This window comes from Achromobacter animicus (genome assembly GCF_902859585.1).
In the GTDB taxonomy this organism is placed as follows: domain Bacteria; phylum Pseudomonadota; class Gammaproteobacteria; order Burkholderiales; family Burkholderiaceae_B; genus Achromobacter; species Achromobacter animicus.
In genome coordinates this window covers 104,926-119,001 of the sequence record NZ_CADIJM010000010.1, presented here as the reverse complement: position 1 = coordinate 119,001, position 14,076 = coordinate 104,926, and the positions used below count along the sequence as shown (strand labels likewise).

12 protein-coding genes and 4 tRNA genes are annotated in these 14,076 nt (G+C 64.5%); 15 read left to right on the top strand and 1 reads right to left on the bottom strand.

Annotated elements, in window-relative coordinates:
* Window positions 1-8: 8 nt before the first annotated feature.
* A complete protein-coding gene (locus tag HV681_RS20895) occupies window positions 9-926 on the top strand; it encodes a ParB/RepB/Spo0J family partition protein (RefSeq protein WP_062839279.1) in 918 nt (305 codons plus the stop codon).
* Window positions 919-1,923 (top strand): asparaginase, encoded by a 1,005-nt coding sequence (locus HV681_RS20890; RefSeq protein ID WP_175124806.1) that lies wholly within the window; start codon window positions 919-921, stop codon window positions 1,921-1,923. Before HV681_RS20895 ends, HV681_RS20890 begins: the two co-directional genes overlap by 8 nt.
* 17 nt (window positions 1,924-1,940) lie before the next feature.
* On the opposite strand, the gene HV681_RS20885 is transcribed toward HV681_RS20890, so the two are convergent.
* Window positions 1,941-2,816, bottom strand: a complete 876-nt coding sequence (locus HV681_RS20885) for a LysR substrate-binding domain-containing protein (protein ID WP_175124805.1) — start codon at window positions 2,814-2,816, stop codon at window positions 1,941-1,943.
* A gap of 139 nt (window positions 2,817-2,955) precedes the next feature.
* Here HV681_RS20885 and HV681_RS20880 point away from each other — a divergent pair, with 139 nt between their 5' ends.
* The 13 genes from HV681_RS20880 (at window position 2,956) to secE (ending at window position 14,069) form a co-directional block, all read left to right on the top strand.
* Complete coding sequence (locus tag HV681_RS20880; protein ID WP_175124804.1) at window positions 2,956-3,543, top strand: cysteine dioxygenase family protein; 588 nt, start codon at window positions 2,956-2,958, stop codon at window positions 3,541-3,543.
* Window positions 3,544-3,545: 2 nt separating this feature from the next.
* Window positions 3,546-4,739: a cystathionine beta-lyase gene (gene metC / locus HV681_RS20875; protein WP_175124803.1), complete on the top strand. Its 1,194-nt coding sequence runs from the start codon at window positions 3,546-3,548 to the stop codon at window positions 4,737-4,739.
* A complete protein-coding gene (locus tag HV681_RS20870; RefSeq protein ID WP_175124863.1) occupies window positions 4,739-6,343 on the top strand; it encodes a rhodanese-like domain-containing protein in 1,605 nt (534 codons plus the stop codon). Before metC ends, HV681_RS20870 begins: the two co-directional genes overlap by 1 nt.
* Before the next feature lie 155 nt (window positions 6,344-6,498).
* Complete coding sequence (locus HV681_RS20865; RefSeq protein ID WP_175124802.1) at window positions 6,499-7,500, top strand: Bug family tripartite tricarboxylate transporter substrate binding protein; 1,002 nt, start codon at window positions 6,499-6,501, stop codon at window positions 7,498-7,500.
* A gap of 172 nt (window positions 7,501-7,672) precedes the next feature.
* Window positions 7,673-9,058 carry a glutamine synthetase family protein gene (locus HV681_RS20860; protein ID WP_175124801.1) on the top strand — a complete coding sequence of 462 codons (1,386 nt, stop codon included), beginning with the start codon at window positions 7,673-7,675 and terminating at the stop codon, window positions 9,056-9,058.
* 25 nt (window positions 9,059-9,083) lie between these two features.
* Window positions 9,084-10,490 carry an aldehyde dehydrogenase family protein gene (locus tag HV681_RS20855; RefSeq protein WP_175124800.1) on the top strand — a complete coding sequence of 469 codons (1,407 nt, stop codon included), beginning with the start codon at window positions 9,084-9,086 and terminating at the stop codon, window positions 10,488-10,490.
* A 24-nt stretch (window positions 10,491-10,514) separates the two neighbouring features.
* On the top strand, window positions 10,515-11,678 hold the full coding sequence (locus HV681_RS20850) for an iron-containing alcohol dehydrogenase (protein WP_175124799.1): 1,164 nt from the start codon (window positions 10,515-10,517) through the stop codon (window positions 11,676-11,678).
* 113 nt (window positions 11,679-11,791) lie between these two features.
* A tRNA-Tyr gene (locus HV681_RS20845) sits at window positions 11,792-11,878 on the top strand.
* Between the two features lie 146 nt (window positions 11,879-12,024).
* Window positions 12,025-12,098, top strand: a tRNA-Gly gene (locus HV681_RS20840).
* 12 nt (window positions 12,099-12,110) lie between these two features.
* A tRNA-Thr gene (locus HV681_RS20835) sits at window positions 12,111-12,185 on the top strand.
* 55 nt (window positions 12,186-12,240) lie between these two features.
* Entirely contained in the window at window positions 12,241-13,431 is a 1,191-nt protein-coding gene (gene tuf / locus HV681_RS20830) for an elongation factor Tu (protein WP_063953628.1), read from the top strand.
* A 117-nt stretch (window positions 13,432-13,548) separates the two neighbouring features.
* Window positions 13,549-13,624 (top strand) — tRNA-Trp (locus HV681_RS20825).
* Between the two features lie 64 nt (window positions 13,625-13,688).
* Window positions 13,689-14,069 carry a preprotein translocase subunit SecE gene (secE, locus tag HV681_RS20820; RefSeq protein ID WP_046806052.1) on the top strand — a complete coding sequence of 127 codons (381 nt, stop codon included), beginning with the start codon at window positions 13,689-13,691 and terminating at the stop codon, window positions 14,067-14,069.
* Window positions 14,070-14,076: the final 7 nt, after the last annotated feature.

Genomic DNA, 14,076 nt, shown 5'->3' with positions numbered 1-14,076 from the left:
ATTTAATTATGGCCACCAAGAAACCCAAGGGATTGGGTCGCGGACTGGACGCCTTGCTGGGCGCCGATGCGCCCGCCATCGACAACATCGGCAAGGCTGTCGCCAAGCCCGAGGGTCCGCCGTCCACCCTGCCCATCTCGAAGATGCGCGCCGGCAAGTATCAGCCGCGCACGCGCATGGACGAGGGGGCCCTGGGCGAGCTGGCCGAATCGATTCGCACGCAAGGCATCATGCAGCCGATTCTCGTGCGTGCGCTGGGCGACGCGCCCGGGCATTACGAGATCATCGCGGGTGAACGGCGCTTTCGCGCGGCGCAGCTTGCCGGCCTGAAGGAAGTGCCGGTGCTGGTGCGCGAGGTCGCCGACGAAAACGCGGCCGTCATGGCGCTGATCGAAAACATCCAGCGCGAAGACCTGAATCCGCTGGAAGAAGCGCACGGCGTGCGCCGTCTGCTCGATGAGTTCGGCCTGACGCACGAACAGGCCGCGCAGGCCATCGGCCGCTCGCGCTCCGCCACCAGCAATCTGCTGCGTCTATTGAACCTGGCCGCGCCCGTGCAGACCATGCTGCTGGCCGGTGACGTCGACATGGGCCATGCCCGCGCGCTGCTTGCCGTTGACGCGGCCACGCAGATCCAGCTTGCCAACCTCATCATCGCGCGCCGCCTGTCGGTGCGCGAAGCTGAAAAGCTCGTCGCCAAGACCGCCAAGGAGGCCGAAGCGTCGGCCTCGCCCAAGAAGAAAACCAACGGCGTGTCGCGCGACCTGACGCGTCTCGAAGAAGCACTGTCCGACCACCTGGGCACGCGCGTCGCGCTGAAAGTGGGCGCCAAGGAAAAGGGGCAGATCGTCATCGATTTCCACGGCTGGGAGCACTTGAACTCGCTCCTCGAACGCCAAGGCCTTTCCGGAGCCGTGGATGCCTGAACGCGCATTGCCCGTCATTGCGGTGCTCGCAACGGGCGGCACGATCGCAGGGGCCCAGGCCGACGCCACGTCCGCGGGCTACAAGGCCGGCACGTTTTCCGTGAACGATCTGCTTGGTGCGGTGCCGCAGCTTGCCGGCATCGCCGAAATCCGCGCCGAACAAGTGGCCAACGTCGGCAGCCAGAACATGACGCACGACGTCTGGCGCACACTGGCGCAGCGCGTGGACACGCTTTGCCAGGACCCCTCGGTGGCAGGCATCGTCATCACCCACGGCACGGACACGCTCGAGGAAACCGCGTATTTCCTCAGCCTGGTCAACCGCCATGACAAGACTGTCGTGCTGGTCGGCGCGATGCGTCCGGCCACGGCGCTTGGCGCCGAAGGCCCGGCCAACCTGTACAACGCGGTGGCGCTGGCGCGTCACCCCGACGCGCGCGGCCGCGGGCCGCTCGTCGTCATGAACGAAGACATCCACTACGCCCGCGAAATCCAGAAGATCGCCAGCGCGGGTCTGTGCGCCTTCTCGTCGCCCAATCGTGGCCGCGCCGGCGTCATGCACGGCGGCGTGCCCAACTTCTATTCGCGCAACGCCACCACGTTCGGCGAGCAAAGCGAGTTTTCACTCGCATTGCTGGAAAAGACCGGCTGGCCGCGTGTCGACATCGTCTACGCGTACGCCAACCTGCAGGCCGATCTGATCGATTTTCTGGCCAGCGCGGCTGACGGCATCGTGCTGGCGGGCGTGGGCGATGGCAACGCCACCGACCTGGCCATCGAAGGCCTGCGCCGCGCGGCGGACGATGGCGTGGCGGTCGTGCGGTCCAGCCGCACCGGCAGCGGGTTCGTGGCGCGCGATGTCGAAGTCGACGACGCCGCCTTGGGTTTTGTCGCGGCGCGCGACCTGAACCCCCAGAAGGCGCGCATCCTGCTGATGCTCGCCCTGACGGTCACGCGGGATCCGGCTGCCCTGCAGCAGATCTTTGACCGTTACTGAACCATGGACCGCGGCGGCTAGGCCGTCGCGGCGCCTTGCTGCGCAAGCCCCAGGTTGGTCCGCAGCATGTCGTACACCTGCCGCGTCAGCGGATTGATGAGATCACGCCTTATCCACAGGAAGTACGTCACATCCGGCAGCGGTGGCAGTCCTTCCTTTTCTCCCAGCACCCGCATCTCCGGCCCCAGCAGTTCCACGCTGCGCGCCGTCACCCCCAGGCCCGCGCGTAGCGCCGCCTTGATCCCCACCAGATTCGGCGCCACGTAGTTCGTGTGCCAGCGCACCTGCGCCTGCTCCAGTGCATTGAGCGCCAGCCGGCGGAAGATGCTGGGCTCGTCCGCCAGCACCAGGGGTACGGGCGAGTGGGCATCGTGCACGTAATCTGCGGACGCCAACCATACCGTCGGCGACGTGCGCAACGCCACGCCCTCGAAGTCCTGGTCAAAGCGCGTCGAAATAGTCAGATCGATTTCACCGGCGCGCAGCGCGTCCATCAGGAAAGGACTGCGATCCACCCGGATCTCCAGTTTCACGCGAGGCGCGACACGCGCGATGTGCGTCAGCAGCGTCGGCAGGATCGTGTCCGCCACGTCCAGCGGTGCACCCAATCGCAGATCGCCTTCCAACGGCCCGGCCTGCAGCGCCCGCAACGCTTCGTCATTGATGGCCAGCATGTGCCGCGCGTATTCGACCAGCCGCCGGCCGTGGGAAGACAGCACCTTGTTGCGGCCCTGCTTTTCAAAGAGGGGCAGGCCGATCATGGACTCGAGCCGCTGCATCTGCTGCGTGATGGCCGACTGCGTCTTGTGCAGCCGGTTGGCGGCTTCCGAGAATGTTTCATGCTGGGCGATTGCCGTCAGCGTGCGCAGCAGGTCAAGGTCAAGGTTCCGCATCAGGGCGTTGGAAACGGGTTCAGGGATAACCCGACACATTAGCAGCCCTAATGGAATGTTCAAGCAATTTAAATTGTTGGCCCGTAAACCCGGCGATACAGTGAGTGCAATAACTCATGAAACAAGAGGGAACGTCGACGTGAGCACTGCACATCCTCAACAGGCCGGCATCGATAGCGCGGTCGAAAATATTAAAAAAACTGTAGGAAATAAGGGCCTGAACCGCGACAGCCTGCAATCTGTCCTGGACGAGCTGGTTGCCCTGGCCGGCAACACCGCGTGGTGGGGCGCCGACCGCTATCCGCCGCCTGAAGGCGAAGAACGCCAGGCCCGTTACCTCATCGCCGAGGACGCCGACAAGAGCTACGCGCTCTATCTGAACGTGATGCGCCCGGGCAAGAAGATCGTGCCGCACAACCACACCACCTGGGCGTGTATCGCCGCGGTCGAGGGCGTGGAATACAACTACGTGTACGACCGCATCGACGACGGCTCGCAACCCGGCGTCGGCAAGCTGGAAAAGGTCGACACCGTCGTCGTCGGTCCCGGCAGCGGCATCGCCCTGATGCCCGACGACATCCACGCCGTGGAGATCCAGGGCGACAGCGTCATCCGCCACCTGCACATGTACGGGCGCGCGCTGGAAACTTTGGACCAACGCCTGGGCTTCGACCTGGAGACCGGCACCTGCAAGATCATGCCCATCGGCGTGCAGACGCGGCGCTGATCATGAGCAAACCCTTCCGGTCCGCGACGCGCCTGCTGCGCGCGGGACGTCCTCATCAAGGCTGGGTCAATACCCCGGTCACGCGCGCCAGCACATATGTCTTTGACAGTGTGCAGGCGTGGCGCGATACGCGGGCGCGCCGCGAACAGGAGCGCCTGCCATCCTACGGCGCGCGCGGCACCGACAGCACGCACGCATTGGAAGATGCGCTGATCGAACTGGAAGAGGGCTATCGCGCCAAGCTGTACCCCACGGGGCAGGCCGCGATCGCCACTGTGCTGCTCGCCTATCTTCGCGCGGGCGACCACGTGCTGCTGACCGATGCCGTGTACGAGCCGGTGCGGCGGTTCTGCGCCGAACACCTGACGCGCCTGGGGATCGAATTCACGTACTACCGCCCCGATGGCCAGGGCATCGAGCCGCTGATCCGGCCCAATACCCGCATGATCTACGCCGAGTCGCCCGGGTCCCTGACGTACGAGATGCCGGACCTCACCGAGTTATCCACAACTGCAAAAAAACACGGCTGCTGGCTGGCTGTGGATAACACGTGGGCGTCCGGTTTGCTGCAAAAGCCGCTCGCATTGGGCGCCGACATTTCCATCCTGGCCGCCACCAAATACCTCGGCGGCCACGCCGACGTGATGATGGGCGCGGTCGTCACCAACGATCGTGCCTGGCGTGCACTGGAACGCGCAACGATCGACTTTGGCCAGACGGTTGGCGCCGACGACGCTTACCTGGTGCTGCGCGGCATGCGCACGCTGCCGTTGCGCATGGCGCAGCACGCCCGCAGCGCGCTGCAGATCTCGCAGTGGCTGCAGGCGCGGCCCGAAGTCTCGCGCGTCTTGAATCCCGCCTTGCCGGGCGATCCCTCCCACGCCATCTGGCGGCGCGATTGCAATGGCGCCAATGGCCTCCTGACGATCGAACTGTCGGACGCCTACACCGAGGCGGATGCCGAAAGGCTTATCGACAGCCTTCAGCTCTTTGGCATCGGCGCATCGTGGGGCGGCTTCGAAAGCCTGGTGATTCCGGTCTTTCTGCAGAACTCGCGATCGCTTCCCGGCTATCAGGCCAGCGGTCCCATGCTGCGCCTGCATATCGGCCTGGAAGATCCTGACGACCTCATCGCCGACCTGGAACGCGGTCTTGCCGCGCTGACCCAACCCCTTCGCTCCCTCCGAATCTCATGATGCAGTCCTCTCACGACCAACAATCCGCCAGCGTCGATTCGCATACGCTCAAGCAGTGGCTGCACGATGGCGGCGAGATCGCGCTGCTGGACGTGCGCGAACATGGCCAGTATGGCGAGTCCCATCTCTTCTACGCCGCGCCGGTGCCGTACAGCAGGCTCGAAATCGACATCGTGCGTCTTGCGCCGCGCCTTGGCGCGCGCGTTGTCGTCTACGACAACGGCGGCGATGACGACACTGCGGCGCGTGCTGCGCGCGCACTGGCCGCGTTGGGCTACACCAACGTGCACCGATTGGCGGGCGGGCTGGCGCAGTGGCAGCGTGATGGTTACGCGGCATTCGCGGGCGTCAACGTGCCCAGCAAGACCTTCGGCGAACTGGCCGAAGAGGTTTTCCACACCCCCCGCATCGGCGCCCGCGAACTGGCCGAGCGTCAACGCCGCGGCGACGACCTGATCGTGCTGGACGGCCGTCCGTTTGCGGAATACCAGAAGATGAGCATCCCGGGCGGCATCTGCTGCCCCAACGGCGAACTGGCGCTGCGCGCTCATACGCTCGCGACGCGGCCGGACACCACCATCGTGATCAACTGCGCCGGCCGCACCCGCAGCATTATCGGCGCGCAGACGCTGATCAATCTTGGCGTTCCCAATCCCGTCTACGCGCTCGAAAACGGCACGCAAGGCTGGTACCTCGAAGATCTGCAGCTCGAACACGGCGCGCGCCGCCGCTATGCCGACGACGTTCCGCAGGACGACGTTCCGGCGCTGGCGCAGCGCTCCGCGCAGCTCGCCCGGCGCCATGGCGTGCCGTCGGCAAACGCGGCGCAGGTACAGGCCTGGCTAGGCGATTCCGCGCGTACGACGTTCCTGTGCGATGTGCGCAGCGCCGAGGAATTCGCGCAAGGCTCGCTGCCGGGCGCGCAGCACGCACCGGGCGGCCAGCTTATCCAGGCGACGGACCAGTACATCGCCGTGCGCGGCGCACGCATCGTCGTGTTCGATGCGGAAGGCGTGCGCGCCCCTGTCGTCGCGAGCTGGTTGCGGCAGATGGGCTGGGACGCTTGCACACTTGAAGAAGGAAGCGACGCGTCGCTGCGGAACGACGTGGCCGCGGCGCTGATGCCGCCGATCACCGTGTTGTCCGATACGCAGCTTGCGGACGCGCTGTCGCTCGGCGCGCAAGCGATCGATATCCGCCCCAGCATGCGGTATCGGGCGCGCCACGTCGCCGGCGCGCGCTGGTCAATCCGGCCGCGTCTGGAACGGCTGACCCTGGATCCCGCACGTCCCGTCATCCTGCTGGCCGAGGACGCCGCACTGGCGGCCTGGGCGGCGAACGATGTTCGCGCATTGGGCGTTTCAGACGTCAAGGCGAACACGGGCACGCCCGAAAGCTGGACCGCGCAAGGGATTGCGCTGGAATCCACGCCCGCCGACCCACCCGACAGCGACTGCATCGACTACCTCTTTTTCGTGCATGACCGCCACGACGGCAACAAAGCGGCGGCGCGCCAGTACCTGGCCTGGGAAACCAACCTCGTCAAGCAGATCGACGAGCGGGAACGTGCCACCTACCGGTTCCCCGGGGCTCCGGCCGGCTGACGCCCGCCGCCGCGCCGACACGCGCGGCGATACCCACGCTTCAACCTGATCAGTACGCCCCGGCGGCCTTTGCCGGCGGGGTGCGGACGGTTCATGGCGAACCGGAATGCAAAGGACGGCCGAGTATCCGGCCGCCAACTCAAGGGGAAATCCAGATGAAGCAACACGCATTGCACGCTTGCAAGACCGCCGCCGCCGCGATGGCCGGCCTGTTGTGGGGCGTCACGGCGCACGCGCAGGCGCCAGCGCCGTTGGCGGACTATCCGAAGCAGGCCATCACCGTGGTCTCGCCGTTTCCTCCCGGCGGCGGCAACGACGGCGTCGCGCGTCTGATCGCGCAGGAACTGGGCGCCATCACGGGCCAGAGCGTGGTGGTCGAGAACCGTTCGGGGGCGGGCGGCAACGTCGGCACCGCGCAGGTCTCGCGCGCCAAGCCCGACGGCTACACCCTCGTGATGTCGCAGACCAGCGTCATGGCCGTCAATCCGCGCTTGTACAAGAATGTGGGCTTCGATCCGCTCAAGGACTTCGTGCCGATCTCGCAGATCACCTCGGCGCCGCTCGTGCTCGTGTCGCGTGCTGACGGGCCGTACAAGACGCTGGACGCCTATCTGGCAGCGGCACGCAAGCAGCCGGGTGTCATTACGTATGCCACGCCCGGCAACGGCACGATGAGCCACCTGATGGGGGCGCTGGTGTCCAAGAAGGCCGACGTCAAGCTGGTGCACGTGCCGTACCGCGGCGCCGCGCCCGCCGTGACGGATCTGCTGGGCGGCACTGTCGACATGCTGATCACGTCACCTGCATCGGCCGAGCCTATGGTGGCCGCCGGAAAACTGCAGATCCTCGCCATGAGCCATGGCGACGGCGTCGGCGTGTTCAAGCGCGCACCCACGCTGAAGCAGGCCGGACTTGAAGGCATCACCGCCGACGACTGGTACGGCCTCTTCGCACCCGCCGGCACGCCACCCGAGCGCGTTGCGTACCTGGCGCAGGCCGTGGACCGCGCCATGAAGTCGCCCGCCGTGATTGCCAAGATCAACAGCGGCGGAAGCCAACCCGTCGGCAGCGCGCCGGACGCCTTCAAGAGCCGGCTGCAGCAGGACACCGCGTACTGGGCCGAAATGGTGAAGACGGCGGGCGTGTCGCTGGACTGAACGCGTTTGCGCACCCTAGGGAAACCACGGGGAGCGGCGTGTGTGTGCAGGGCGAGCCGGCGGGGATGCCGTTCAATTACAGGGCAGGGCACGTTTGCCAACATGTGGCATCGTGACTAGACTGGAAAAACGTGCAGTCCCGCGCAACGCTTCAGCCACAAGGTGAACAAGCATGCACGCACTAGGGGTAGCAACGCTGGAAGACGCAGAGCGGCTGGTCCAATCCAGCCCGCTCTCGCATATCAAGGTGGGCCTGTCCGACGTCGACGGCGTCATGCTGGGCAAGTACCTGCGGCGCGACAAGTTTCTGGGCGCATTGCGATCCGGCCTCGCGTTTTGCGACGTGGTCCTTGGATGGGACCTCGACGACCAGCTCTACGACAACACCCGCTACACCGGCTGGCACACGGCATACCCGGATGCAAAAATGCGGATCGTGCCGCAGAGCGCGCGCCGGCTTCCCTTGGAGCAAGGCCCCGGCGGCGAGGACATGCTGCTGTTCCTGGCCGAATTCGAAGGCGATGCCGCCGCCATCTGCCCGCGCCGCCTGCTGCACCGCGTGATCGATCGCGCGGCGGACATGGGCTATGACGTCTACGCCGCACTGGAGTACGAGTTCTTCATGTTCCGCGAGACACCGCACTCGGTCCGCGCCAAGCACTACCGCAACATGGAGAATTGGACGCCGGGCAATTTCGGATACTCGGTGCTGCGCAGCACGGTCGAGGGAGACTTCTACCGCAAGCTGCTCGACCTGTGCGAACGCATGGACATGCCCATCGAAGGCCTGCACACCGAAACCGGCCCGGGCGTGCTGGAAGCGGCGCTTGCCGTGGACCGGGCGGCGGCCGCGGCCGACAAGGCATTTCTGTTCAAAACCTTCACCAAGGCGCTCGCGCAGCAGAACGGCCTGATGGCCACCTTCATGGCGAAGTGGTCGCACGAGCATCCCGGACAGAGCGGCCACATCCATCTGTCGCTGCGCCACCACGACACGGATCGATCGGCCTTCTTCGACGAGTCGCAGCCGCATGGCGTCAGCAGCACGCAGGCCGCCTTCATGGCGGGTGTGCAGCACTACCTGCCCGAGTTCACCGCGTTGTACGCGCAGACCATCAACAGCTATTCGCGCCTGGTGCCCGGCTACTGGGCCCCGCTGGACGCCACCTGGGGCATGGAAAACAGGACGACGGCGCTGCGGCTCATTCCCGGCAGCGACAAATCGCAGCGCGTCGAAGTGCGCATCGGCTCGGCCGACGCCAATCCCTATCTGGCCCTGGCCGCGGCGCTGGCGTCTGGCTTGCACGGCATCGAACAAGGACTGACGCCCGAGCCCATGGTGCAGGGCAACGCCTACACGCAGGAGTTTCCGGCGCATCTGCATCTGCCCACCACCTTGTGGGAGGCAGCGCAGCGTCTCCGCGCATCTGAAGCGGCGCGTCAGCTGTTTGGCGATGCGTTCGTCGAGCACTATGCCGCGACGCGCGAGTGGGAAGAGCGGCAGTTCCGGCGCCATGTGACCGATTGGGAGTTGGCGCGCTACTTCGAAATCATCTGAACTGTTCATCGCCACCAGGGCCGCCATGACCGACGAACTGATCACCATCAGCCCGATAGACGGACGCGAGGTCGTCCGCCGCGCATATGCCAGCGATGCGCAGATCGCGCAGGCGCTGGCCAACGCACAGGGCGCGCAGCCGGAATGGCACGCGCTCGGCATCACCGCGCGGGGGCGCATCGTCGAGGCCGCAGTGGCGCATTTCGTGGCGGCCAAGGATGAGATAGCGCGCGCCATCACCATCCAGATGGGCCGCCCGTTGCGCCACGCGCCCGGCGAGGTGGACGGCTTCGCGGCCCGGGCGCGTCACATGATCGGCATCGCGGAAACAGCGCTCGCGCCCATCGCCGCGCCCGCGCAAGCCGGCTTCACACGTTTCATCAGCCGCGAGCCCATCGGCGTGGCGCTCACCATCGCGCCGTGGAACTATCCCTTGCTGACCGCGGTGAACAGCATCGTGCCCGCTTTGATGGCGGGCAACACCGTCATCCTCAAGCATTCGGACCAGACGCCGCTGTGCGCGGAACTCCTCGATCGCGCGTTTCGAGACGCGGGGGCGCCGAGAGGCGTCTTTCAATACCTGCACGCCAGCCACGACATCACGCAGCGGCTGATCCGCGCTCCCGAGATCGGCCACGTTTCCTTTACCGGCTCGGTGCGGGGAGGGCGCGTCGTCGAGGAAAGTGCGGCGGGCCGCTTCATCGGCGTCGGGCTGGAGCTGGGCGGAAACGATCCGGCCTATGTGCGAGAAGACGCCGACCTTGACGCGGCGGCAGAGTCGTTGGTCGACGGCGCCTTCTTCAACGCCGGCCAGTCCTGTTGCGGCATCCAGCGCATTTACGTGGCGCGCGGCGTACATGACGCGTTTGTCGAGCGCGCCGTTGCCTTGACGCACCGCTACGTGCTGGGCAATCCGTTGCAGCCGGACACGACGCTTGGCCCCGTTGTGCGTGCCCGCGCGGCGGCAGAGATTCTCGACGTCATCGAACAGGCGGTCAGTTCAGGTGCGGTAAATCTGATTGATCACTCGCATTTCAAGAATGCGAGTGAAGGCTCATCTATGAGCAAAAGCTCGTGTTATGTGGCGCCCGCTTTACTGACTCAGGTTGACCACCGGATGCGCATCATGAGCGACGAATGCTTTGGTCCGGTGGTTGGCATCATGCCGGTCGACAGCGACGATCAAGCCATTGCGCTGATGAACGACAGTCCGTATGGATTGACCGCCGCGGCCTATACGCAGGACGAAGCCGCCGCGTTGCGTATCGGCAGGCAGCTGCGCACCGGCACGTTCTTCATGAACCGCTGCGACTACCTCGATCCGGCGCTGGCGTGGACGGGCGTCAAACAATCGGGACGGGGCGTGTCCTTGTCGGCCGTCGGATACGAACAGCTCACGCAGCCCAAGTCTTTTCATCTGCGCAGCCTCTGACGCCGCGCCATCAGGATTCGCATCATGACCGTCCCCGCCGTCAACTGGAACTATCCCACCAACATCAAGGCAGGCCCCGGGCGCATCAAGGAGCTTGCGGGCTATTGCCGCGAGCTTGGCATGACACGCCCATTGCTCGTGACGGATCCGGGGCTCGCTGCGTTGCCCATGGTTCGCGACGCGGTAAGCGCATGCTGCGATGCGGGGCTGAATTGCGCGGTGTTCCACGACATCAAGGGCAATCCGACCGGTCGCAACGTCGATGACGGCGTGGCTGCGTTCAAGCGAGGGCAACATGATGGTGTGATCGCCTTCGGCGGCGGCTCCGCGCTTGATGCGGCAAAGGCTATTGCCTTGATGGCCGGGCAGGACCGGCCCCTATGGGACTTCGAAGATATCGGCGACAACTACCTGCGCGTCAATGCCGCCGCCATGGCGCCCGTCGTGGCCGTGCCCACCACCGCGGGCACGGGCTCCGAAGTCGGGCGCGCCTCCGTCATCACCGATGAGGCCGCGCAAGTAAAGCGCATCATCTTCCACGCCCGCATGCTGCCGTCCATCGTGATCCTGGACGCCGAGCTCACGGTCGGCCTGCCGCCGAAAATCACGGCTGCCACGGGCATGGATGCGCTATCGCACAATCTCGAGGCCTATTGTTCGCCGGTATTTCATCCCATGGCGGCCGGCATCGCACTCGAAGGCATGCGCCTCATCAAGGAGTATCTGCCGCAGGCCGTCGCCGATGGTGCCGACCTGCAGGCGCGTCAGCAGATGCTTACCGCCTCATGTATGGGCGCCACCGCGTTTCAGCGCGGCCTGGGCGCGATGCACGCGCTCGCACATCCGCTTGGCGCGCTGTATGACGCACACCACGGGTTGCTCAACGCCATCCTCATGCCTTATGTCTTGAAAGCCAACGAGCATGCGGTCGCGCCGCGTCTTGAAGCGCTCGCTCGCTACCTCGGCCTGCCGCAGCAGGGACCCGGGGCAGTGCTTGAGTGGGTGCTGGGGCTGCGCCAGGCAGTCGGCATCCCCCACACGCTGGCGGAAATCGGCTTGGACGATGCCCAGGCCGAGCGGGTAGGGCACATGGCGAGCCAGGATCCGTCCGCTGGAACCAACCCGGTAAATTTCTCCGCAGAAAAATATTCTCAGCTTTTCCGTGCAGCAATTCGCGGAAACCTGTAAGCTTCGCCCCCTCTGCGCGGAAACGCGGCGGAGGTGGAACTGAAATTTTGAATTTTTCGTCCGAATGGTTTGACAGCGGATTTGAAAGTGTTCATAATCTCAAGTTCTCCGCTGGAGGGGTGCCCGAGTGGTTAAAGGGGGCAGACTGTAAATCTGTTGGCCTTGCGCCTACGTTGGTTCGAATCCAACCTCCTCCACCAGAGACCCATACCTAAATCCAGGCGCGGTTTGCCTGGATTTGCAATGTAAGGCCCGAAAAACTGGGCGGCCTTCGCAAAGAAGGCGGCAAAGTTTTTAGGGCCTACGTTTCGAAGGGTTGGGAAGCGAGAAGGTGAAAGGGTTTGCCGCGGGTGTAGCTCAATGGTAGAGCAGAAGCCTTCCAAGCTTACGACGAGGGTTCGATTCCCTTCACCCGCTCCAAGATTTTTAAATGCCCATGTGGCTCAGTGGTAGAGCACTCCCTTGGTAAGGGAGAGGTCGCGCGTTCGATCCGCGCCATGGGCACCACAAATTCCAAATTCTTTTCTTCAGTCAGAAGCGCAATCCAGGTCAGGAGTCAGCCATGGCAAAAGGCAAGTTTGAACGTACCAAGCCGCACGTGAACGTGGGTACGATTGGTCACGTTGACCACGGCAAAACGACGTTGACGGCGGCGATCACGACCGTTCTGTCGACCAAGTTCGGCGGCGAAGCCAAGGGCTACGACCAGATCGATGCAGCTCCTGAAGAAAAGGCCCGCGGCATCACGATCAACACGGCTCACGTCGAGTACGAAACGGAAACGCGTCACTACGCGCACGTTGACTGCCCGGGCCACGCTGACTACGTCAAGAACATGATCACGGGTGCCGCCCAGATGGACGGCGCGATCCTGGTCGTGTCGGCCGCTGACGGCCCCATGCCGCAAACGCGTGAACACATCCTGCTGAGCCGCCAGGTTGGCGTGCCGTACATCATCGTCTTCCTGAACAAGGCTGACATGGTTGACGACGCCGAGCTGCTCGAGCTGGTGGAAATGGAAGTTCGCGAACTGCTGTCCAAGTACGACTTCCCGGGCGACGACACCCCGATCGTCAAGGGTTCGGCCAAGCTGGCGCTGGAAGGCGACAAGGGCGAACTGGGCGAACAGGCCATCCTGTCGCTGGCTGCTGCGCTGGATTCGTACATCCCGACGCCTGAGCGTGCCATCGACGGCGCGTTCCTGATGCCCGTTGAAGACGTGTTCTCGATCTCGGGTCGCGGCACCGTGGTGACCGGCCGTATCGAACGCGGCATCATCAAGGTCGGCGAAGAAATCGAAATCGTCGGTATCGTTCCGACGGTCAAGACGACCTGCACGGGCGTGGAAATGTTCCGCAAGCTGCTGGACCAAGGTCAAGCCGGCGACAACGTGGGCATCCTGCTGCGCGGCACCAAGCGTGAAGACGTCCAGCGCGGCCAAGTTCTGGCCAAGCCGGGCTCGATCACCCCGCACACGGACTTCACGTCCGAGGTGTACATCCTGTCCAAGGAAGAAGGCGGCCGCCACACCCCGTTCTTCAACGGCTATCGTCCCCAGTTCTACTTCCGCACGACGGACGTGACCGGCACGATCGACCTGCCGGCCGACAAGGAAATGGTTCTGCCGGGCGACAACGTGACGATGACCGTCAAGCTGCTGGCCCCGATCGCCATGGAAGAAGGTCTGCGTTTCGCCATCCGTGAAGGCGGTCGTACCGTCGGCGCCGGCGTCGTCGCCAAGATCCTGAAGTAAGCAATACCCGGATGGGTAGGGTGGGCATTCATGCCCCTCTATCCATCTTTGCTGTAAAAGTAGTACTATGTATGGTTCCGCGAGCCGATGCAGGCGGAACAAGAGTTTGATGTGTTTAGGGGCATAGCTCAATTGGCAGAGCGTCGGTCTCCAAAACCGAAGGTTGTAGGTTCGATTCCTACTGCCCCTGCCACCGCCAGGATAAACCCGCGGGAGATCATCGCGAGTTACGCATTCACGGCGGCTCGCGTCGCAATATGTCTAATACCAGCGTTGAAACCGTAACCAGTACCGCCGACCGGGTCAAGCTCGGGCTGGCGGTTCTCGTCGTTATTGCTGGCATCGTCGGGTTTTCCGTGCTTAGCGCACAGCCGATGCCCGCTCGTATCGGTGTGTTCGTCGGCGGCCTCGTGATCGCAGCTGCGATCGCCTGGTTCAGCGAACCCGGTCGCCGTACCCTGAGCTTTGCCAGCGAGTCCTACAACGAAGTCAAGCGTGTCGCGTGGCCCACTCGCAAGGAAACGACCCAGATGACGGGCATCGTTTTTGCGTTTGTCGCGGTCATGGGCATTTTCATGTGGGTGCTCGACAAGGGCATCGAATGGATTCTCTACGGCCTGCTGCTGGGCTGGAAATAAGGACGGC

Bases quoted from the DNA above. Each gene is read 5' to 3' on its own strand.
- HV681_RS20870 (WP_175124863.1), top strand. From the start codon at position 4,739: ATGCAGTCCTCTCACGACCAACAATCCGCCAGCGTCGATTCGCATACG.
- HV681_RS20860 (WP_175124801.1), top strand. From the start codon at position 7,673: ATGCACGCACTAGGGGTAGCAACGCTGGAAGACGCAGAGCGGCTGGTC.
- HV681_RS20890 (WP_175124806.1), top strand. From the start codon at position 919: ATGCCTGAACGCGCATTGCCCGTCATTGCGGTGCTCGCAACGGGCGGC.
- metC (WP_175124803.1), top strand. From the start codon at position 3,546: ATGAGCAAACCCTTCCGGTCCGCGACGCGCCTGCTGCGCGCGGGACGT.
- HV681_RS20885 (WP_175124805.1), bottom strand. From the start codon at position 2,816: ATGCGGAACCTTGACCTTGACCTGCTGCGCACGCTGACGGCAATCGCC.
- HV681_RS20855 (WP_175124800.1), top strand. From the start codon at position 9,084: ATGACCGACGAACTGATCACCATCAGCCCGATAGACGGACGCGAGGTC.
- HV681_RS20895 (WP_062839279.1), top strand. From the start codon at position 9: ATGGCCACCAAGAAACCCAAGGGATTGGGTCGCGGACTGGACGCCTTG.
- tuf (WP_063953628.1), top strand. From the start codon at position 12,241: ATGGCAAAAGGCAAGTTTGAACGTACCAAGCCGCACGTGAACGTGGGT.
- HV681_RS20865 (WP_175124802.1), top strand. From the start codon at position 6,499: ATGAAGCAACACGCATTGCACGCTTGCAAGACCGCCGCCGCCGCGATG.
- HV681_RS20850 (WP_175124799.1), top strand. From the start codon at position 10,515: ATGACCGTCCCCGCCGTCAACTGGAACTATCCCACCAACATCAAGGCA.
- secE (WP_046806052.1), top strand. From the start codon at position 13,689: ATGTCTAATACCAGCGTTGAAACCGTAACCAGTACCGCCGACCGGGTC.